The organism is Streptomyces sp. NPDC018029, from assembly GCF_044327655.1.
Classification (GTDB): Bacteria; Actinomycetota; Actinomycetes; order Streptomycetales; family Streptomycetaceae; genus Streptomyces.
Map to the genome: position 1 here is coordinate 150,767 of NZ_JBIRFV010000016.1, position 18,939 is coordinate 169,705.

Annotated in this window: 15 protein-coding genes; 7 read left to right on the plus strand and 8 right to left on the minus strand. The window is 69.1% G+C overall.

Annotated features, from left to right (window positions below):
* Nucleotides 1-144: 144 nt before the first annotated feature.
* Nucleotides 145-1,581, plus strand: coding sequence for a CoA transferase (locus ACH4D5_RS36365; protein ID WP_398311644.1), 1,437 nt, complete (start codon nucleotides 145-147; stop codon nucleotides 1,579-1,581).
* A gap of 51 nt (nucleotides 1,582-1,632) precedes the next feature.
* Here ACH4D5_RS36365 and ACH4D5_RS36370 read toward each other — a convergent pair whose 3' ends face one another.
* From ACH4D5_RS36370 to ACH4D5_RS36395, 6 genes are all read right to left on the minus strand, one after another.
* Nucleotides 1,633-2,871 (minus strand): aromatic acid exporter family protein, encoded by a 1,239-nt coding sequence (locus tag ACH4D5_RS36370; protein ID WP_398311716.1) that lies wholly within the window; start codon nucleotides 2,869-2,871, stop codon nucleotides 1,633-1,635.
* A gap of 137 nt (nucleotides 2,872-3,008) precedes the next feature.
* Nucleotides 3,009-3,917, minus strand: coding sequence for a GlxA family transcriptional regulator (locus ACH4D5_RS36375; RefSeq protein ID WP_398311647.1), 909 nt, complete (start codon nucleotides 3,915-3,917; stop codon nucleotides 3,009-3,011).
* Nucleotides 3,918-3,927: 10 nt separating this feature from the next.
* A complete protein-coding gene (locus tag ACH4D5_RS36380) occupies nucleotides 3,928-4,527 on the minus strand; it encodes an isochorismatase family protein (protein ID WP_398311650.1) in 600 nt (199 codons plus the stop codon).
* Between the two features lie 175 nt (nucleotides 4,528-4,702).
* Nucleotides 4,703-5,365, minus strand: a complete 663-nt coding sequence (locus ACH4D5_RS36385) for a hypothetical protein (protein WP_398311652.1) — start codon at nucleotides 5,363-5,365, stop codon at nucleotides 4,703-4,705.
* A 273-nt stretch (nucleotides 5,366-5,638) separates the two neighbouring features.
* On the minus strand, nucleotides 5,639-8,416 hold the full coding sequence (locus ACH4D5_RS36390; RefSeq protein WP_398311654.1) for a molybdopterin-dependent oxidoreductase: 2,778 nt from the start codon (nucleotides 8,414-8,416) through the stop codon (nucleotides 5,639-5,641).
* 1 nt (nucleotide 8,417) lies between these two features.
* Complete coding sequence (locus ACH4D5_RS36395; protein ID WP_398311656.1) at nucleotides 8,418-9,242, minus strand: FAD binding domain-containing protein; 825 nt, start codon at nucleotides 9,240-9,242, stop codon at nucleotides 8,418-8,420.
* A 481-nt stretch (nucleotides 9,243-9,723) separates the two neighbouring features.
* On the opposite strand from ACH4D5_RS36395, the gene ACH4D5_RS36400 reads away from it, so the two are divergent.
* From ACH4D5_RS36400 to ACH4D5_RS36410, 3 genes are all read left to right on the plus strand, one after another.
* A complete protein-coding gene (locus ACH4D5_RS36400; protein ID WP_398311658.1) occupies nucleotides 9,724-10,524 on the plus strand; it encodes a hypothetical protein in 801 nt (266 codons plus the stop codon).
* Nucleotides 10,525-10,697: 173 nt separating this feature from the next.
* Nucleotides 10,698-11,102, plus strand: coding sequence for a hypothetical protein (locus tag ACH4D5_RS36405; RefSeq protein ID WP_398311660.1), 405 nt, complete (start codon nucleotides 10,698-10,700; stop codon nucleotides 11,100-11,102).
* A 313-nt stretch (nucleotides 11,103-11,415) separates the two neighbouring features.
* Nucleotides 11,416-12,387 carry a hypothetical protein gene (locus tag ACH4D5_RS36410; RefSeq protein ID WP_398311725.1) on the plus strand — a complete coding sequence of 324 codons (972 nt, stop codon included), beginning with the start codon at nucleotides 11,416-11,418 and terminating at the stop codon, nucleotides 12,385-12,387.
* A 335-nt stretch (nucleotides 12,388-12,722) separates the two neighbouring features.
* Here the strand turns inward: ACH4D5_RS36410 and ACH4D5_RS36415 are convergent, their stop codons facing one another.
* Nucleotides 12,723-13,484: a MerR family transcriptional regulator gene (locus tag ACH4D5_RS36415; RefSeq protein WP_398311662.1), complete on the minus strand. Its 762-nt coding sequence runs from the start codon at nucleotides 13,482-13,484 to the stop codon at nucleotides 12,723-12,725.
* A 333-nt stretch (nucleotides 13,485-13,817) separates the two neighbouring features.
* Here ACH4D5_RS36415 and ACH4D5_RS36420 point away from each other — a divergent pair, with 333 nt between their 5' ends.
* Together ACH4D5_RS36420 and ACH4D5_RS36425 are read left to right on the plus strand one after the other, a co-directional pair.
* Complete coding sequence (locus tag ACH4D5_RS36420; protein WP_398311719.1) at nucleotides 13,818-14,024, plus strand: acyl-CoA carboxylase epsilon subunit; 207 nt, start codon at nucleotides 13,818-13,820, stop codon at nucleotides 14,022-14,024.
* Nucleotides 14,025-14,270: 246 nt separating this feature from the next.
* Nucleotides 14,271-15,842 carry an acyl-CoA carboxylase subunit beta gene (locus tag ACH4D5_RS36425; protein WP_398311664.1) on the plus strand — a complete coding sequence of 524 codons (1,572 nt, stop codon included), beginning with the start codon at nucleotides 14,271-14,273 and terminating at the stop codon, nucleotides 15,840-15,842.
* 542 nt (nucleotides 15,843-16,384) lie between these two features.
* Here ACH4D5_RS36425 and ACH4D5_RS36430 read toward each other — a convergent pair.
* Entirely contained in the window at nucleotides 16,385-16,873 is a 489-nt protein-coding gene (locus tag ACH4D5_RS36430) for a hypothetical protein (RefSeq protein WP_398311666.1), read from the minus strand.
* 1,013 nt (nucleotides 16,874-17,886) lie between these two features.
* On the opposite strand from ACH4D5_RS36430, the gene ACH4D5_RS36435 reads away from it, so the two are divergent.
* Nucleotides 17,887-18,708 carry a BTAD domain-containing putative transcriptional regulator gene (locus ACH4D5_RS36435; RefSeq protein ID WP_398311668.1) on the plus strand — a complete coding sequence of 274 codons (822 nt, stop codon included), beginning with the start codon at nucleotides 17,887-17,889 and terminating at the stop codon, nucleotides 18,706-18,708.
* Nucleotides 18,709-18,939: the final 231 nt, after the last annotated feature.

Here is an 18,939-nt window from a genome sequence, read left to right on the forward strand (position 1 = left end):
GCACGGTCTGTGCGGAGGCTCACGCGATGAAAGCGCGGAGTGCGCCGTGGGTCAATGCATGCGAGGACGACTTTCGATGGTGCGATGCCTCGGTCTGTGGCGGCGTCCTTCCCTCCGCGTGGCACTCAGTGCCATAGTGCGGGGATGAACTCTCCCATCGAGTCCGGGACGTCGCAGGCTTGGGCGGCACTGGGTGCCGATGCATCGCTGGTCGGCCGGGTGTCCTACGGAGGCCCCTCCGGCGGACTGCCGGCGCGGTTGCCGGTCATGGAGCTGGCGCGGGCCACCGTCGCGGTGTGCTCGCTCGCGGCTGCCGAGCTCGCGTCCGTACGCACAGGGCGCCCCGTGCCACGTGTGCGGGTCGATGACGAGGCGGTCGCGACGGCGTTCCTCAGTGACCGGTTGGTGCGGGTCGACGGGCGGGCGTGGTCGACCTTCTCGCCGCTGTCCCGCTTCTGGCGGGCGACCGACGGCTGGGTTCGTACGCATGCCAACTACCCGCACCACCGGGCCCGGTTGCTCGCCGCCCTCGGAGTGCGGGAGGGCACCGGCGAGGACGCGGCGGACACGGTGGACGCGGTGGGCCGGACGATCGCGGGGCTCACCGTGCTGGAGGTGGAGGAGGCGGTGTACGCGGCCGGCGGCCTCGCCGTCGCGGCACGCAGCCCCGAGGAGTGGACCAAGAGCGAGCAGGGGATCGCCGTCGCGGGGCAGCCGCTGCTGACGACGGCGCGCATCGGTGACGCTCCGGACCGGATGCTCGGTGGGGCCGCACTCCCGTGCGCGGGGCTGCGTGTCCTGGATCTGACCCGAGTGCTGGCCGGACCGGTCGCCACCCGGACGCTGGCGCTGCTCGGCGCGGACGTGCTGCGGATCGACGCCCCCCAGCTGCCGGAGAGTCAGGAAGCCCACAACGACACAGGGATGGGGAAGCGCTCGACCACCCTGGACCTGGGACAGCCCACCGACCACAGGCGCTTCGAGGAACTGCTCGACGAGGCGGACGTGGTGGTCACCGGCTATCGGCCGGGCGCGCTGGAACGGTTTGGGCTGACGCCCGAGGCGCTCGCCGAGCGCCGCCCGGGCCTCGTGATAGCCCAGCTCTCCGCGTGGGGGCGTTACGGTCCGTGGCACGAGCGGCGCGGTTTCGACAGCCTCGTCCAGGTGGCCACCGGCATCGCCGAACTGGAGGGCTCGCCGGACTCGCCCGGTGTGCTGCCCGCCCAGGCGCTCGACCACGGCACCGGCTATCTGCTCGCGGCCGGCGTACTGCGCGCGCTCACCGAGCAGCACCGCACGGGCGGCACCTGGCTGATCCGCCTGGCCCTGACACAGACCGCGCACTGGCTGGTCCACGATCTGGCGCCCGCAGCACCTGCGGCACCCACGGCACCCGCAGCGCCTGCTCCGGGCGAGGGCGATGAGGGCTTCGACGCAGAACACTGGCTGACCGAGACCGACAGCCCCATGGGCAGACTGCGACACGCGCTGCCGCCGCTGTGGTACGAAGGAGGCCCGGTGAACTGGCGACGTCCGTCGGGCCTGTGGGGGACGGACGCCCCGGCCTGGAGCACCGCCTGACGGCAGTCACGACGGCAGCGACGACGAGAACGAGAGCCAGTCCACGGGGACTCAGGCTTCCACGGCCGGCCGTCGCTCTGTGCCACTGTCGCCGCGCAGGCGCCGGCGCAGCGCCGCGAGCCTCGGATAGCGCTCGCTGTGCTCCGCCGAGCGCCGGTCCAGCTCCTGCAAGAGGCGCTCGGTGCGCTTGTCGAGGTCCAGCTCATCGAGGATCCGGTCGACCTCGGCGAGCAGCGCGCCGTGCAGCTGCCACTGCCTGGGGTGCTCCTGCACGTCTTCCAGCAGCATCTCGGCGACCCGGTCACGGGTGACTCGACTCGCGGCCAAGGCGGCGGTCAGCCGCTCCTCGGCCTGCTCCGCGTTGGCGGCCACCTGGGTGGTGATCAGCCGGGCGAAGCTCTCGATGGCCTCGGCCAGTTGCTCGAACAGCTCCTGGAGGCCGGCCGACACGTCCGGTGGGAACAGTGACTCCTCTGTACGGAACTTCGCCAGGTCGGTGAGGCTCCGGGTCAGCACCCGCAGTACCACCGCACAGATCTCCAGGGTGTCGAGCCCTGTCCGTAGCACCACTCGGGACAGCAGCCCTTCCCGTACGCGCGGGTTCATCCGCAGGCTTTCCTCCGCCTGCCGCAGCGAGGCGTCGACCTCCACGATGTCGTGGTCGAGGCGCCGCGCCTCGTGCAGCCGGGCGGCCGCGTGCGGGAAGGGGAGGTGGCCCTCGGCGATCTCCGCGCCCATGGTGCGGAACATGTTGCCCATGCCGCGCGCCAGCCCGTCGATGGAAGCCCCCGCCGACTGCGTCCACACCGGGGGAGCGAACAGCAGGTTGAACAGCAGGCCCACCCCGGCGCCGATCAGTGTCTCCAGGACCCGGTGCCAGGCGGCCGACGTGGCCTGGGAAACCCCCAGGACCAGCATTGCGCTGATCGCCACCTCCGGCACGAACTCGTTCACTCGCACGAAACGGCCGATGATCAGCGAGGTGAAGATCGTCAGTCCCAGGCTCCACCAGGTGAGTCCCACCAGGGTGGTGAAGCCGATGGCGATGAGGACACCCACGACGACGGAGTTCACGCGCCGGATGCCGGTGGTGAGGGTCGCGTACAGGGTGACCTGGACGACCAGGAGTGCGGTCAGCGGGGCCGTCAGGGGAGCGGGTTGCGCGGGGAGAACCATCAGGGCGACGACGAAGGAGATGACGGCGGCGGCAGTGGAGCGCAGCGTCTGCACCGCGACGGGCTCGGTGGTCCGCCGCACCAGTTTGATCACAGGGGCTGATACGTCCGGCATCCCCTTCACGTGCCCGATCATGAGCCTCTCACCACACTTCAGCACCGGGAACCCCTCGGACGCCGTTCTGCACCACCAGTCACGTGGCACGTCCGTGGGCCGTGTGGGCAGGGCGGGCATCGAGAGCCGTGGCGTCCTCAGGCCGTGCGGGCGCGGAGCCGGCGCAGCATGCGCGGGTCTTCGAAACCGACCGAGCGGGCGGCGGCGTCGATGGTCGCGCCGTGGCTGATCAGGTGTTGGGCGCGTTCGAGGCGGAGGGTCTGCTGGTAGCGCAGCGGGGTCAGCCCGGTGGCGCGGCTGAAGAGGCGGGTGAGGGTGCGTTCGCTCACGCCGACGGCCGATGCCAGGGCGGGGAGGGGGAGCGATTGGTCGAAGCGGGCGTCGATGAGGTCCTGGGCGCGGTGCACGGTGTCGTCGAGATGGGACCGGTGCCGGAGCATGGCGCTGGACTGCGGCTCATGGCCGTTGCGGCGAGCGTAGACGACCATGTCGCGGGCCACCTGCGCCGCGACGGCAGGGCCGTGCCGGGTGGCGACCAGGTGCAGGGCCAGATCGATGCCGCTGGCGATGCCGGCCGAGGTGATCACCCGGTCGTCGGCGGTGAACAGGACGTCGCGGACGACCACCGCCCCGGGGTGGCGCAGGGCCAGCTCGTCCTGCACGTCGTGGTGGGTGGTGCAGTGGCGGCCGTGGAGGAGACCGGCCTGGCCGAGCGCCTCGGCTCCGCTGCAGACGCTGGCCACGGTCCCGCCCATGGCGTGGTGGTCCCGGAGGACCTGCAAGGAGGCGGCGCCGATGGCGGGTGCGTCGGCCAGGGCGGTTGTCCGCCAGCCGGGCACCACGATGAGATCCTCGGGCCCGAGCTCGGGCCAGTCGAGTTCCGCCACCAGCGGCAGCCCCTGGGCGGTGGAGACCCGGGGCTGCTCGGCGACGTACGAGAGCGTGTAGGAATGCCCGAAGCCGGCGGCCGTGGAGAAGACCTGCGCGGGACCTGCCAGGTCCAGGAGGTGGACGCCGGGCACGAGGAAGAAGACGATGTGACTCACGATTCGGTCATCATGACGGAAGTCCCGCGGCTGCCTCCAGCCGGTCGACCGTCGTGATGGTGGCGAAGCGTCCGGCGAGGGCGTACTCGGTGCGTCTGATGACCTCTTCGGCGGGCAGCGTGCGGGGATCGGCCAGCAGTTCGGCGATGCTCTGGTCGGCGGGAGCGTCGCGGTGGGGGATGGGGTTGGTCGCGGTCGCGTCGATGGCGACGGTGACCCGGTAGCCGAGGTCGCCGGCCACACGGGTGGTGGTTTCCACGCACTGCTCGGTGCGGATGCCGCACATGATGAGTTCGCGGATGCCGCGCTCGGTGAGGAGTTGCTGCAGGTTGGTGGTGGTGAAGGCGTTGTGCGAGGTCTTGTGGATCAGCGGCTCTCCATCCGCCCTTTCCAGCTCCTCCATCAGCCGCACATGGCCGAGGGCCGGGTCGAAGACATCGCCGGTGCCGGGCTCGGAGTGCAGCACCCACACCACCAGGTCCCCCGCTCGGCGGGCGAGCCGGACCAGTCGGTTCACCTGATCGGTGATCTTCAGGTCGGAGGTGGTCGCCCAGAGCGGGCGGGCGCGGAAGGACTCCTGGACATCGATGACGATCAGTGCTCGGTTCATGCCCCAAGCCTGAGCCGCCGGGCGGGGCGGCAACAGGCCGCATCGGGTCCCGAAGCGGACCGATTCGGTCAGCGTGTGCAGCCCCGCATGTGCAGTCCCATATGTGCAGCACCCGGGCGCCCGCCACCCCTGGGGGTCACGGGCGCCCGGGCGTCGTGCGCGTGTCGCGGCGGTGTCAGCGGACCGTCACCGTGAAGACGGGCGACAGAGTGGAGCCGCTCTGCATGCGCAGCTCGTTCTTGCCCTTGAGGCCGAGCTTGACGCGCAGCGTGTACGCGCCGGACTTGTTGACGGTCGTGGAGGCGGGCAGCGTCTTCCACGTGCCGTGCTGCTTCTGCTGCAGGCCGACCTTGGCGCCCGCCTTGATGCCGGTGGCCTTGCCGCTGACGCGCAGCTCCTGCCATGCCTTCACGGAGGTCGCCGAGGGCTTGGCGGTCAGCGCGGGCTTCACCGCGGCGGTGGGGCTGTTCTTCTGGGTACCGAGGCTCTTGCCGGTCTTGACGTCCCAGATGGCGTACGGCGTGCCGCCGCCCTGCGTCTTGCTGTACAGGCGCTTGCCGTCGGCGCTCAGGTGCAGGTAGATGCCGTCGTTGACCGTCTGGCCCGGCTTGAGGGCCTTGCCGTTGTAGTACGGCTTGCCATCCTTGACCGGGATGGTGACGCCGGCACCGATGTCGATCTTCACGGGCTTGGCGGCGACGCTCCGCACCGCGGCGGGCCGCTCCGTGGCGGGCGCGCTCGCCAGAGCGGCTGCCGCCGGGGCCAGGAGCGCCGTACCGGCGAGGACCGAAACGGTGGCAGTACGCAGGGCGCTGCGGCGGTGGGTGGTGTTACGCATAGCGTGGTTCCCCTTCACGGTCATGGATCTGTTCGCACGCACGGCACGGCTCCGCTGGTCGGGCGGCGCCGCACCGGGAGCTGTCCTGTTTGCCCTCGCCGTCCGTGCTGTGCGGTGAGTGCTTAATCAACCTAGTTCAACCGTCATGGCGGTTATCCGCAGTTCATGTAACAGCACCCCATAGATCACCACACGGTCTGCCATCGCGGCGGCGGAGCGAACAAGCGGGGTTCGGTCTCGGTGACGTGGTCCGGCGTCATCGGAGGAGGGGCTTCAGCCACCGGGAGGCGTTTCTGGCGCTGGTGAGGGGTGGTCCGCCGCGGTGCGCTCTCCTCGTAGGTGCGGCGCGCGTGCGTTCAGTTGCGCCCAGATGGTGTCGGCGCGCAGCGGGAGATTCGTGCAGCGGATGCCGGTGGCGTCGCGGAGGGCGTTGGCCAGGGCGGGGGCGACGGGGTTGAAGGCGGCTTCGCTCGCGGGTTTGGCCGCCTGGAGTCCGCCGGGGGAGGACGCGGGCACGAAGTGGACGTCAGTGTGGGGGACATCGGCGGCATGGGGGATCGGATAGGTGCGCAGTTCCTGCGTGATGACGCGGCCGTGCCGGTCGGTTCGCAGTTCTTCCATCAGCGTGGTGCCGATGCCCTGGGCGACGGCGCCTTCGATCTGGCCGCGCAGTTGCCGGGCATCCAGGACGGTCCCGGCATCGCTGGCGTGGACGGAGTGCAGGAGGGTGACCAGGCCGGTGTCCGGGTCGACGGCCAGGCGGATCCACTGGGCGTTGGAGGCCAGGCCGGGGGCCCCGCTGTCGGCGCAATGGGAGGCCGTGGCGGTGAGTTCGTGGCCGGCCTCGCACAAGGCGCGGTACAGCACGGGCAGGGGCAAGAGGCGGCCGTCGCAGTCGACAGCGTCTTGGCGGAGGCGGCAGTTTTCCGGGGCGGTGTCGGTGTGGGCGGCTGCGGCTTCGAGCACGGCCGTGCGCAGGCGGTGGCAAGCGTCGTGGACGGTGCGGGCGGCGAGGGTGGAGCCGGTGGAGACGAAGCCCCCGGTGTCGTGGGAGAGCAGATCGGTGTCGCCCTGCCGGACATGGATCCGGTCGACGGCGGTGGCCAGTGCGGTGGCGGCAATCCGCCGGTGCACGGTCGTTGCCTGGCTGCCGAACTCCGGCGCACCGGTGCACAGGTCGTAGGTGCCGTCTGCGCGCAGGGTGACAGTGACCTGGGTGACATGGCCGTCGGAAGGGAGGGTGTGGGTGACGGTGACGGCCATGCCTTCCCCCACCAGCCAGGACGGTTCCGGAAGCGCAGGGGATGCGGCCTTGTGTCGGGCGCGGGCGGCTTCGATGATGTCGAGGCAGCCGGTGATGCCGTGGTCGGCGACGGGCGGCGTGCCGTCGGCCGCCACAGCGGGTGCGGACTGTCCGGAGCGCAGGTAAGCCTTGCGTCGCAGGGCCAGAGGATCGAGGCCGGCGGTGCGGGCGAGTTCGTCGAGGGCGGACTCGACGGCGAAGGCGACCTGGCCGATGCCGTAGCCGCGGAAAGCGCCCGCCGGCACGCTGTGCGTGTACAGCGCCCAGCCGTCAACCATGATGTTCGCACAGTGGTAGAGGCTGAGGGTTTCGGTGCAGGCGCGGCGCAGGACGGCGGGGCCGTGATTGCCGTAGGCGCCGGTATCGCACAGGACGTGCAGCCCCAGGGCGGTGAGTGTGCCGTCCCGACGGGCAGCGATCCTCACCCGGACCTTGAAGGGGTGACGGGTCGTGGCCGTGAACTCCTCGGCCCGGGTGTACTCCAACTGGACCGGCCGTCCTGTGCGTAGCGTGGCGAGGACGGCGATGTCTTCGGTGAGCATCTCCTGCTTCCCGCCGAACGCGCCGCCCAACCGCGCGGCCGTGACCTGTACGCGCTCCAGCGGCAGGCCGAAAACAGCGCCCAGAAGCCGACGGGTCAGGTGGGGGGCCTGGGTGGCGGTGTGGACATGGAGCCGCCCCGTGCTGTCTTCCCAGGCGCGGGTGGCGTGGGTTTCCAGCGCGCAATGCTGTACCCGGTGCGTGCGGAACGTCCCCTCGTAGGAATGGTCCGCCTCGGCCAGTGCGGCATCGAAGTCGCCGGTGGCGGTGTGCAGTTCGTCGACGATGTTGCCGCCGGGGTGTACGTGGGGGGCGTCGGGCGACAGAGCGTGGTCCGTGTCGGTGACAGCGGGCAGGATCCGATAGGTGACGCGCACACGGCGGCAGCCCTCGTCGGCTGCGGCTTCGCTGTCGGCCACCACCGCGGCCACGCGCTGGCCGACATGGCGCACGACGTCGTCCAGGACGCGGGTGTCGGCCGGGTCTTCGTCGGCGTGTTCGTGCAGCGCGGTGGAGAAGCGGATCGTGGGCGCGTCGTGGTGCGTCAGGACGGTGTGGACGCCCGGCACGGCAAGGGCATCGGCGGAATCGATGGCGGTGATGAGGGCGTGCTGGTGCGGGGAGCGGACCAGCTTGACGTGCAACAGCCCCACAGGGTCCGGGTGGTCGAGGGTGAAGCGGGCCTTGCCAGTGACAACGCCTTCAGTGTCGGTCACTCCGGCGGCAGAGGTGTCTCCTGCCACGGTGGTGGCCGACTCGTCCGCGGGTTGGCCTTGCTGCGTTGACTGGATGGCTTCCTCGATACGCCGGTAGCCCGTGCAGCGGCACAGGTTGCCCTTGAGGGTTTCGGAGAGTCCGGTGGTCTGGTTGTCATCCCTGGCGGCAGTGGTCATGACGAACCCCGGGGCGCAGTAGCCGCACTGGAAGGCCTGGGTGGCGGCGAAGGCCCGCTGCACGGGGTGCAGCGGGCCTCCCTCGGTCAGGCCCTCCACCGTCGTCACCATGCGCCCCGAAGCACGTACGGCCGGGTAGAGGCAGCTGTGTACGGCCATGCCGTCCACATGCACGGTGCAGGCGCCGCAGTCCCCGCTGTCGCACCCCTTCTTGACCCCGAAGCAGCCGCGCTCACGCAGATATGTGCGCAGGCACTGCCCTGGGGCCGGGGGCTCGGATACGAGCCGGCCGTTGAGCCTGATGGGAAGGTCCATGTCAGTGCGCCGCCTCAAGTTCGCGCCGCACTTCGTCGGCCAAGTGAACGATGAGGTGACGGCGCCATGCCGGGGCTCCGTGGACATCGTCCACGATCAGCGTTGGGCCGACAGCCTGCTCGATCGCCGCGCGCAGCTCGGCCGCCGTGGGCAGCCGGTGGAAGGCCAGTTGCACGGGGCGTGTGGTCGCCGCGGTGAGCGTGACAGTGAAACGCCCGTGTTCGAGGGCCGATGTCGCGATCACCAGTGCTGCCGAGTGCCCGCCGGGGCGCAGACTCACGCGGCGGAACGCCATCCGCTGGACCAGGCCTGTGGCCGGCAGCCGAAGACAGCGCAGCATTTCACCACGCCTCAGACGCGTCCGGCCGTAACCGGTCACGAAATCGCGCACCGGCAACTGGCGCTCGCGGCCATCGGCGGCACGCAGCACGCACACGCCGTGCAAGGCGGCCGCCATCGACACCATCGGCGCGGCCGGCAGTGCCAGACACACGTTGCCGCCCACCGTGGCCGTGTTCCATACCTTGAAAGACGAGGAGAACGCCCGGCAGCAATCCGCCATCAGGGCGCGTGCAGCGGGCCACGGCCCGTTCGGTCGTACGGCGAAGGACAGCAGTTCAGCTACCGTGCACGTCGCAGCGAGCTCCAGACCGGCCTCACTGACCGCCAGCGGTTCCCAGCCCATCCGGCTCAGATCCCACAGACGGCGGACCCCGGGCCGAGGTGCGGAGAACAGCCAGGTGCCGCCGCCCAGCCACGCGTCCCCGGTCTCCCACCGCACGCCACTGCGCGCGTCGAGCACCGCGCCGACCTCCACAAGATCCATACCCGTCCGCTCCCGCCGACCCCACATCCGTCCGCTCCCGCCGGCCTCATGTCCGTCCGCTCCCGTCGGCCTCATGTCCGTCCGCTCACGCGACCAGCGAACCGGCTGCTGCACGCGCCCGCGTTTGTGCCAACTTCCAACCTGTCAGTTGCGTAACGCTGCGTCCTGGTGGAGACCGGATCGACCCGGCTCGTGGGAAACGCGCGTCGTTGGTGATGTGTGCGGCGGCCCAGCCATTGCGCGCTCGTCCCCACGACAGCCGTGAACCACCTCCGCTCCGGCGCAGCAAGGCAACAACACACACGGAGCTCGACCAGATCCGCGGGACCGTCACCAGCAGGCAGGGTCAGCGCAACACGCACGAACCAGCAGCTGAAAGGGTGATCTGCCGCATCGCGGCCGGGTCGCTGAACAGGCACGAGGTGATCAGGGCGTGATGATCGCTTCGCGGGGCGTCGGCTCAGAACGAAACAGGTATCGCGTGATCATCACCATCGTCGTAGCGGCCCTGGCTCTGATCGGCGGGCTGACCGCTCACTGGGTGCTGCGCCGCCGCTTGGAGGAAACGGAAACCCCCTCCCTGACGATTCGGGACTTCGTCCTACCCCTGCAGACCCTGACCGTTTTCGTGCTCGCCTTCGTACTGGTGACCGCTTCCACGTCCAACGGCAAAGCGGACGAGGCCGCCCGGAAAGAGGCCGGCGTGGTGGACCACATTTTCGAAGTCGCCGATTACGCCCCCGCGTCGCAGCGCCAGCGGTTGCAGGGCGATGTCGTCTGCTATGCCCGCGCCGTACGCGCCTATGAATGGCCGGCCATGGCCGACGGCCGCGGCGCACAACAACCCAGCACTTGGACCACTGACTTCCGTGCCGCCCTGAAGCAGATGGGCACCGAGGCCTCCGCCTTCAACATGCTGGTCTCCGCGGACAAGGAACGCTCAGAGGCCCGCCAGACCCGCATCGCCGAGTCCACTCCGGCCATCCCCAGCGCCGTGTACTGGCTCACCCTCGCCGCGCTGGCCTTCCTCGTGGTCGCCCTGGCTCTGTGCCTCCCACGCAAAAACGTCCTGCTCGTCACCGGTGGCCTGATCGTCCTCACCGCCCTGCTCACGACTGTCCTGCTCGTCATCCGGGATGTGGAGCGGCCCTTCAGCGGCGCCATCCAGATCTCTCCCACCGCCATCAACGGCGTCACCGGAGACATCACCGACGACTACACCACCGCCTATGGCAACGGCCGCCTGCCCTGTACCGACAAGGGCGTCAAGAAGAACGACTAGGAGTAGCCGCGCTTACAGCCGTCTTCTCAAGCAGGGTGGCGCTGGGAAGAAACGTACGACCACAGGGGTGATCATCACATCAGCCGTCTTCAGTGGTTGTCCTGGGCCGCCGATGAGGGATCTGTGCCCGTGACTTTTCCGGGCAACTGACTCCCGATCGGCAAAGAGGAACCATGACTCTCAACACACGTCGCGCCCTGGGCATTGCGGCCCCGTTCATCTTGGCGCTGGCCGCCTTGGCCGCACCGGCGCATGCCGCAACCGAACCCCGCCACGGCGGGCCCAACTGCCGGGCCATCGACTCCTTCGCCCCCAACAAGAACGAGGAGCACACCGTCGCCCTCGCCGACGGCCGCGCCTACGCCGGAGCCTGGGACAAGAAGGCCAAGAACATCGTGTGGCAGGAGCTGTCCGACAACAAGGGCTACCCCGCACGCGCCTGTGACATCACCCTCAGCGAGCAGGGCCAGACCGTCTGGATCAAGGCCATCACCACCGACGGGCATGTGCACGAGACCTCATGCGTCAGCCCGGGCAAGAAGCTGATCTGCAACAAGCCCTGGACCCGCCTCAGGTGAGAAGCTCATCTCAAACTGCGCCTGGTTAGGGGTGTGGGTGTGTGCTCCACGGCGGGGGCGCGAGGCGAATGTCCACGATGCCCTCGCCGCCTGTCGTGGCCTCCGGTCACGACGACGACGTCGGCGCGCTCGCTCCGGTCGAGAGTGCCTGTCTCCGCACTGTCCAGTTCGAAGTCTCGGGGATGCGCACGGCATAGCCGTGAGAGTCTCCGCTTACGCCGTTTCCCGACGGGTGTCCGCCGCGTTGGCGGTATGGAAGGCCGCGATGAGGAACGCCAGGCGCGGCCAGGACGCTTACGGAAGGGGCCGCAGCGTGAGTAGCGAGCAAGAGACCCAGTTCCCGAACGACATGCCTCTCGTTCAAATGGAACGCGCAGAAGACTCGGCTGAGGACACAGTGGAGTACGCGGCAGCCGATGGTACGGAAGAAGGGCTGACGTACGCCGTCGGCCCGCCGCCGTTCGTACCGTTCGCAACCGGCTACCAGGTCCCGGACTTCGCCGCAGTCAAGGGCATCCCCCAGGGCGCCAAGTGGCGTGACGTCGATCCTCAGGTGGCGATGGTGCGCACCGGAAACGCCTTCCAACTGGCCAAGAACGCGGCACCGCAGTACTTCAACGACGCGGCCTTCAACCGCCAGGTGTGGGCGCACGAGGCCCACGCGAAGAAGACGGACCACTGGTTTGAGAACGAACTGCTGCACCACCTCGACGAGTTCGTCGACTTGGTGGGTACTGACCGGTGCATGTTCGTCGGAGAGGCCGATCTCGACTTCCCCTGGCTGAGGTCGACGGACAGCGTGCAAGGGCCAGCTTCCTTGAGCTACACGGTCTCCCACACCGTCACGCAAACCAAGTCGACCACATCAGGGTGGTCTGCCGGTGGATCCTTGGGGATCACTCTCGGCAAGGACCCCGTGAAAGTCTCCGGAACCGCGACCTTCCAGTACTCCTACAGCACGACCAACACCACCAGTTGGGCAGACGGCGACTCCACCAGCAGCACCCATCAGATCCCGGCCGGAAAGTCCGGCCGCATCGACATCTACTCTCTCGCCGGTCGCTACCACGGCTTCTTCTACATCTCGCTCCTCGGAATCCGGGGCGTACGAGGTGGCCCGGGGCATGGCATCCAGTGGCGGGGCCGCAGGATGGTGCTCCCCTTCGACCTGATCGCCATTCCGATGGTCCAGGTGATGGTGAAGATTCCTGACTGCCCATCCCCACTGTGGCGCCAGCTGCGGCTCTGGGACGACGGCCAGCCCGCACCGCGCCAGACGCAGTAGGGCTCTGACAGCACCTGCTAGCAAGGCCGGAGGGCCGGGCCGGGTAGCTTCGCCAGGCTTGAGGCCGGATCGGCATGCCAGCAGACGAACGGCTGTTGCGTCCGCGCACTGGGCGGTCCGGGCGGAAGAGACGCCAGTTGTCCTCGTCGGTGTCGAAGGCGACGAGGTATCACAGGCCACCGGAGTCGACCAGGTAACACGGCTCGACGCGGTGCCGTTCGTCTACCAACACACGCCGTAGCACCCGTGGCCGACACCGTGGGGGATCATGCCGCGCTCACATGACCTGACTCGGCAGGGCCGCCGCACCCCCGCGGCGGCGGCCCTGCCTCGGCTCAGCGCAGCCGAGTTGCGGCGTACGCCTCGATGGCGGCCCGCTGGTATGCGGCCAGGCCCGGCGCGATCGATTCGTACACCGCGTGCCAGTGTTCGTTCTCCACGCAGGACCGCCCGATCGCGCGGTACTCGTCAGCGGTGGCTGCCCGGATCCGGGCCAGCGTCCGGTACTGGGTGTCGATCTCGGCCTGCACCGCGTCGGCGTCAGCGGGCAGGCCGGCAGCCAGCAGTTCGGCCAGCCGGATCATCTGCGCCGTGCGCTCGCGCTCGTCGGCCTCGATCTCGGCCTCGCTCAACGCCGAGGTGTGCCGTTCGATGGCCCCGACCAGCTCCGGGAAACCGCGCAGAGCCTTCATGCACTCGGCAGATCGGACGCCTTCGAACAGGTTCTCCGGCCGGCTGATGCTGATCATGTCTGTGCCGTCCTTTCTGGACTGCTCCAGTTCGGTGATCGTGCGGGCGACAGTGCCTGCCAGGACATTCAGCCGGTCGCGCTCGGCGAGCAGCCGACGGTGATGACCCCGCAGAGCCTCCAACTCGTCGACCTGCGCGGCCAGGACCCGGCCGATTTCAGGCAGCCCCAGGTCCATCGCTCGCATCACAAGGATCTGCTGCAGCCGCAGCAGTTGGCGTTCCTCGTAGTAGCGGTGGCCGTTGGCCCCGAGCCAGGCCGGCGGCAGCAGGCCGATCTCGTCATAGTGCCGCAGTGTCCGGGCCGTCACACCCGACATCCGGGCGACCTCCGCGATCGGCCAGGCCATCGCCGCCTCCCTCACGATGCTTCACCGAGCCGGAATTTCCGGCTCTCCCCAGGACCGTAGAGGCTTCCGCTGCGGCAGCTTCAAGCCCAGGTCCTAGAGGGCGTTGAGGAGCCACTGCCCTTCCGGGGGTGCTCGCTTAGTTCCTGCTGTTCCTGCAGCTCTCGCCGGAGCATCCCCCCAACGGTGCGCACGGCAACGGTCCACACGGTTGGTTCAACTCGAAGAGCCAGGGACCGCGGTGGGGTTGGCTGTTTGAGGGAGATGCGAGTCTGTTTTGAGGCGGAGGGCTGACCGTGGGGGGACTTGGGGGGAGGTGGGGTTGTGGACGCTGCGATGGGTGGGGTTGCCCTGCTGAAAGTGGTGCGGGGGCAGGCCAGCGAGGAGGAGCTGGCGGTACTGGCGGTAGCGTTGTGGTCGCTGGCGGCCGGCCGGGATCCGGAGCAGGCGGTGGGGCCGGGTGTGGTGAGTCGGGAGCGCCGGGTGGTGTGGCGGCCGCCGGAGCATGCGGGGGCGTACCGGGCGCCGCACAGCTGGCGATAACCGTCCGCGTCGCCTCTGGGGAGGTGGAGGGCGAGCCACGGAGCGCGACCGGTAGAGCCTCCCTGCACAAAACCGCTGTAGCGGTTTGTTTGTTGAGTCGGCTTTGAGTTGAGTGCCTGTGGGCCCAGCTGCTTTCGGTCGCCTGGGCGCGTTGTTCGGCCGGGTTGGTCTGTTGGTGCGGCCGGTCTGGTGGGTTGGGTTGGGCCGGTATTGGTGTTGATCTGGTGTTGCTAGGGAGGGGCTGTGATGACATCGGGATCGGGGTCAGGTGTGGGTGGGGGGCGGGTGGCGGAGCTGCGGGAGATCCGTGCGGAGGCGCTGCGCGGGCCGAGCGAGAAGGCGACCGAGGCACAGCACGCCAAGGGCAAGTTGACGGTACGTGAACGGATCGAGCTGCTCCTCGACCCGGACTCGTTCAACGAGGTCGAGCAGTTGCGCAGGCACCGGGCCACGGGCTTCGGCCTGGAGGCGAAGCGGCCGTATACGGATGGTGTGGTCACCGGCTGGGGGACGGTGGAGGGCCGGACGGTCTTCGTCTACGCGCACGACTTCCGGATCTTCGGCGGGGCGTTGGGGGAGGCGCATGCCGCGAAGATCCACAAGATCATGGACATGGCCCTCGCGGCCGGTGCGCCGCTGGTCTCCCTGAACGACGGCGCCGGGGCCCGCATCCAGGAGGGCGTCTCGGCCCTCGCCGGCTACGGCGGCATCTTCCAGCGCAACACCAAGGCGTCCGGTGTCATCCCGCAGATCAGCGTGATGCTCGGCCCGTGCGCGGGCGGCGCGGCGTACTCGCCCGCTCTCACTGATTTCGTGTTCATGGTGCGTGGCACTTCGCAGATGTTCATCACCGGCCCGGATGTGGTGCGGGCGGTGACGGGCGAGGAGATCAGTCAGAACGGTCTGGGTGGCGCGGATGTGCACGCCGAGACGTCGGGCGTGTGCCACTTCGCGTACGACGACGAAGAGACCTGCCTGGCCGAGGTCCGCTACCTGATCTCGATGCTGCCTTCCAACAACCGGCAGGCGCCGCCGACGGTCGCCTCGAGTGATCCGGCGGGGCGGACCACCGAGAGCCTGGGGGAGATGGTGCCGGCCGATGGCAGCCGCCCCTATGACATGCACCGGGTGATCGAGGAACTCGTCGATGACGGGGAGGTCCTGGAGGTTCATGAGCGGTGGGCGCGCAACGTCGTGTGTGTGCTGGCTCGCCTGGACGGCCAGGTGGTGGGGATCGTCGCCAATCAGCCGCAGGTGCTGGCCGGAGTGCTGGACATCGAGGCGTCCGAGAAGGCTGCGCGCTTCGTGCAGATGTGCGACGCCTTCAACATCCCGATCCTGACCCTCCTGGACGTGCCGGGCTTCCTGCCCGGGGTGGACCAAGAGCACGGCGGCATCATCCGGCACGGGGCGAAGCTGCTCTATGCGTACTGCAATGCGACTGTGCCGCGGATCTCGCTGATCCTGCGCAAGGCGTACGGCGGCGCGTACATCGTGATGGACAGTCAGTCCATCGGCGCGGATTTGACCTATGCCTGGCCGACCAACGAGATCGCGGTGATGGGTGCCGAGGGCGCCGCGAACGTGATCTTCCGGCGTCAGATCGCGGCCGCCGAGGACCCCGAGGCGATGCGGGCGCGGATGGTCAAGGAGTACAAGGCCGAGCTGATGCACCCCTACTACGCCGCCGAGCGCGGCCTGGTCGACGACGTCATCGACCCGGCCGAGACCCGCGAGGTCCTCATCAAATCCCTGGCGATGCTGCGCACGAAGCATGCCGATTTGCCGTCGCGCAAGCACGGTAATCCTCCGCAGTAGCCGCGCACACCGCCGCACCGCGCCTCTGGCCCTGCACACCGCACCGAGGCGGGGTGCAGGGGCGGAGGACGGAGGCGGCCCGCGGTTGGCCGCCTTGTCGTTTACCGGTCCGCCGGAGCACGCGGCCCATGTGCCAGGCCCGCCCCGCCGCCGTGCTTGTCGTGCCTCGCTCCGCCTTGTGCGCTTGTAGGTAGAGGGGGAGGCGGCGGGTGCGCCGCTGGGGCGGGCGGCCGTGCCGGGCGCGGGGAGGCACGGTCCGCCTGGCGCCTGCCGAGCCCCGGCAGCCTGCATTGCCGTCTCGCTGTGTGCTCTCTACGCCCCCAGCCCTTCAGGCTCACGGCATCCGGGAGAGTCACGACAGCCGCGAGTTGCGACAGCCCCTGGCGCCCGAGACTTCTGCCGTTCGCAGCGGGCACCCTGGGCGTCTGCTGTAGCCACGGGCGCGAGCACCGGAGCTGTCGGCCAGCTTCCACAACTCTCAGTCTTTGCAGGAGTGCGGGCTCTGCAGTCCTTCGTACTGCCGACGCCACGGCTTTGGTTCTTCAGTCACTGACCTGCGGATCTGCAAGAAGGACGACTCGATCGGCTTCGACGTCGAAGCCGAGTATCGGATGACCGCCGTCGCCTTCCGGGCCCATCAGTACCGGTTTACCCAACCGCCGCCCGATTTCCCGAAGGAAGCCGCAGAACACGTCGAGTCGTTCCTGACCCTGCAACTCCCGCACGTCAACGTCGAAGTCGACTTCATCGGCGGCACGGAAACGGAAGATCGCCAGCACATCGTCGGCAGGCCAGACCCGCGGGCTCGGACACTCGGCATCGCTCGGGCGGGACAGCACGGCATCCGCCCCGGGCACCGGAAGCACCGATTCTCCCTCGGTGTACTGGCACTTCCAGCCCTTCTCCGCGACAAGGTCGAGGACTGCCTGCCAATCGTTCATCGAGGCATTCGGGACACGCACGTCCGGCAACGTCCCCATCACGTCTGGGTCGAAGTAGGAACCCACGGCATCCCACAGCAGATCAGTCACCCCCACATGCTGCTCGGCTCACCGGCCCGGCGCACCCCCATCTTCCTTGACCAAAGGGCTTCTTCCGTGTCCGGCGGGTGTCGGGTTGGTGCCTTGTGGGTGGGTTGTGGGTGTGTGGTGGGGTGGTGGAGGGGTGGTGGTGTGGGGGTAGAAACCAGCTGCGCGGTTTTGTATTGACAGGGGTGGGGGTTTGGCTTTGAATCGGGGTGCGGCGGTGGGTGGGTGGCCGTGGGCGGTGTCGTCTTCTGGGGGGAGAGGCTGTGGGCATCGGGGGGTGGGGCGGGTCGGTGGTGGTGGGCGGGCGGCGGTCGTTGGTGCCGTCGGTGGTGCTGTCGGTTTCTGTCTGGTCTCGTCCTGCTTGTGGTGGCTCGCGTGCCGGCCGGGCGCTTTGCTCGGGCCGGGTGTCGCGGGCTGTCCGGGTTTCCCGGGGCCCTGAGGGCTGCCCCGTTGGGCGGGTTGGCGCCGCTGCTGGGGTTGGCCGGGCTGTTGAGGCTGTGGGTGTTGTTGGGGTTTCCCGGGGCCTTCAGGTTTTCCGGGTTTTCCGGGTGGTGGGGGTTTCTGGTCTCGTCCGGGTTTTCGGGTCTCCCGCTCCGCGTGCCGTGCCGGCGGCTTTGCGTGTCCTGTGGTGGCGTGGGTCGTCTGTTGTGAGGTCTGCGGCGGGCGGGTGAGTGCGTGTGCTGCCCGTGCGCCGTGCGCATGCTGCCCCGGGCCGTGCGGATGCTGCCCGTGCCGTGTGTGCTGCTTGTGCCGTGCGGATGCTGTCTGCGCCGCGTATGCCGCCCGTGTCGTGTGTTGCTGGCCGTGCTGTGTGTGGTGCGTGGGCCCCGTGCCGTGTGGGCCGGGCGTGCTGCTCGTGCCGGGCGTGCTGCCCGTGCTGTTCGCGGTGTGGGTGGGTGGTGTGTCTGGGTTGGGTTGGGTTGTCTGTTGGTGTTGGGGGGGTGGGGGTTTTCGGGGTGGTGGTGTGGTGGTGGTGCGGTGCAGTGCAGGAACTCGACGATGTACGGAGGAGTCCCGTGAAGATTCAGGTTCTGGGTCCGTTGAGCGCCGAGGTCAACGGGGGATCGATTGTTCCGACGGCGAGTAAGCCGCGGCAGATTCTGTCTCTTTTTGCCCTCTACCCGGGTCAGGTGTTGCCGGTCCCGACGCTGATGGAGGAGTTGTGGGGCACGGCCCCGCCGCAGAGTGCGCTGACGACGTTGCAGACGTACATTTTGCAGTTGCGGCGGCATCTGGGGACGGCGTTGGGGCCGGATGCTCCGGGTGCGGCCAAGGAGGTGCTGGCGACCCGGCATGGCGGGTATCTGATGCAGATACCGGCCGAGAGTGTGGATGTGCACCAGTATGAGCGGCTGGCCGCGGAGGGGCGGGCGGCGTTCGAGGGCGGGGATGATGTCACCGCGGCCGACCGGTTCCGCCGGGCGCTGGCGTTGTGGCGGGAGCCGGCGCTGGTGGATGTGCGGGTGGGGCCGATTTTGGAGATCGAGGTGCTGCGGCTGGAGGAGTCCCGGCTGGGGACGGTGGAGCGGCGGATCGATGCGGATCTGCGGCTGGGCCGGCATTCCGAACTGATTGCCGAGCTGACCGAGTTGACGGCCCGTTATCCCCAGCATGAGGGGCTGCATTCGCAGGCCATGGTGGCGTTGTACCGGTCGGGGCGGCAGGCGTCGGCGCTGGAGATCTACCGCAAGCTGCGGATCCGGATGATCGAGGGGCTGGGGGTGGAGCCCTCGCCGCAGGTGCAGCGGCTGCACCAGGCCATGCTGGCCGTTGATCCGCAGCTGGATGTGGTGGCCGGTCCGCGGCGCAGCTCGACCTTCGACCTCTACGCCGCCTGACCCCACCCGCCACCGCACGCCCGCATCACCGCGCAGTCGCACCACCGCACAGTACGTCGCAGTGCACCGCTGCACCCCTGCGGTGCACTGCCGTGCGTGCGTGCCGCTGCACCCCGCGGCGTGCTGCCCGCGGTGCACTGCCCGCGGTGTGCTGGTGCGCTGCCCGCGGTGTGCTGTCCGTGGCGCACTGCCTGCGGTGTGCTGGCGTGGTCCGGGGGTGTGAGGGTGTGC

Bases quoted from the DNA above. Each gene is read 5' to 3' on its own strand.
- ACH4D5_RS36405 (WP_398311660.1), top strand. From the start codon at position 10,698: ATGACTCTCAACACACGTCGCGCCCTGGGCATTGCGGCCCCGTTCATC.
- ACH4D5_RS36395 (WP_398311656.1), bottom strand. From the start codon at position 9,242: ATGGATCTTGTGGAGGTCGGCGCGGTGCTCGACGCGCGCAGTGGCGTG.
- ACH4D5_RS36380 (WP_398311650.1), bottom strand. From the start codon at position 4,527: ATGAACCGAGCACTGATCGTCATCGATGTCCAGGAGTCCTTCCGCGCC.
- ACH4D5_RS36365 (WP_398311644.1), top strand. From the start codon at position 145: ATGAACTCTCCCATCGAGTCCGGGACGTCGCAGGCTTGGGCGGCACTG.
- ACH4D5_RS36415 (WP_398311662.1), bottom strand. From the start codon at position 13,484: ATGGCCTGGCCGATCGCGGAGGTCGCCCGGATGTCGGGTGTGACGGCC.
- ACH4D5_RS36390 (WP_398311654.1), bottom strand. From the start codon at position 8,416: ATGGACCTTCCCATCAGGCTCAACGGCCGGCTCGTATCCGAGCCCCCG.
- ACH4D5_RS36425 (WP_398311664.1), top strand. From the start codon at position 14,271: ATGACATCGGGATCGGGGTCAGGTGTGGGTGGGGGGCGGGTGGCGGAG.
- ACH4D5_RS36420 (WP_398311719.1), top strand. From the start codon at position 13,818: ATGGGTGGGGTTGCCCTGCTGAAAGTGGTGCGGGGGCAGGCCAGCGAG.
- ACH4D5_RS36385 (WP_398311652.1), bottom strand. From the start codon at position 5,365: ATGCGTAACACCACCCACCGCCGCAGCGCCCTGCGTACTGCCACCGTT.
- ACH4D5_RS36370 (WP_398311716.1), bottom strand. From the start codon at position 2,871: ATGCCGGACGTATCAGCCCCTGTGATCAAACTGGTGCGGCGGACCACC.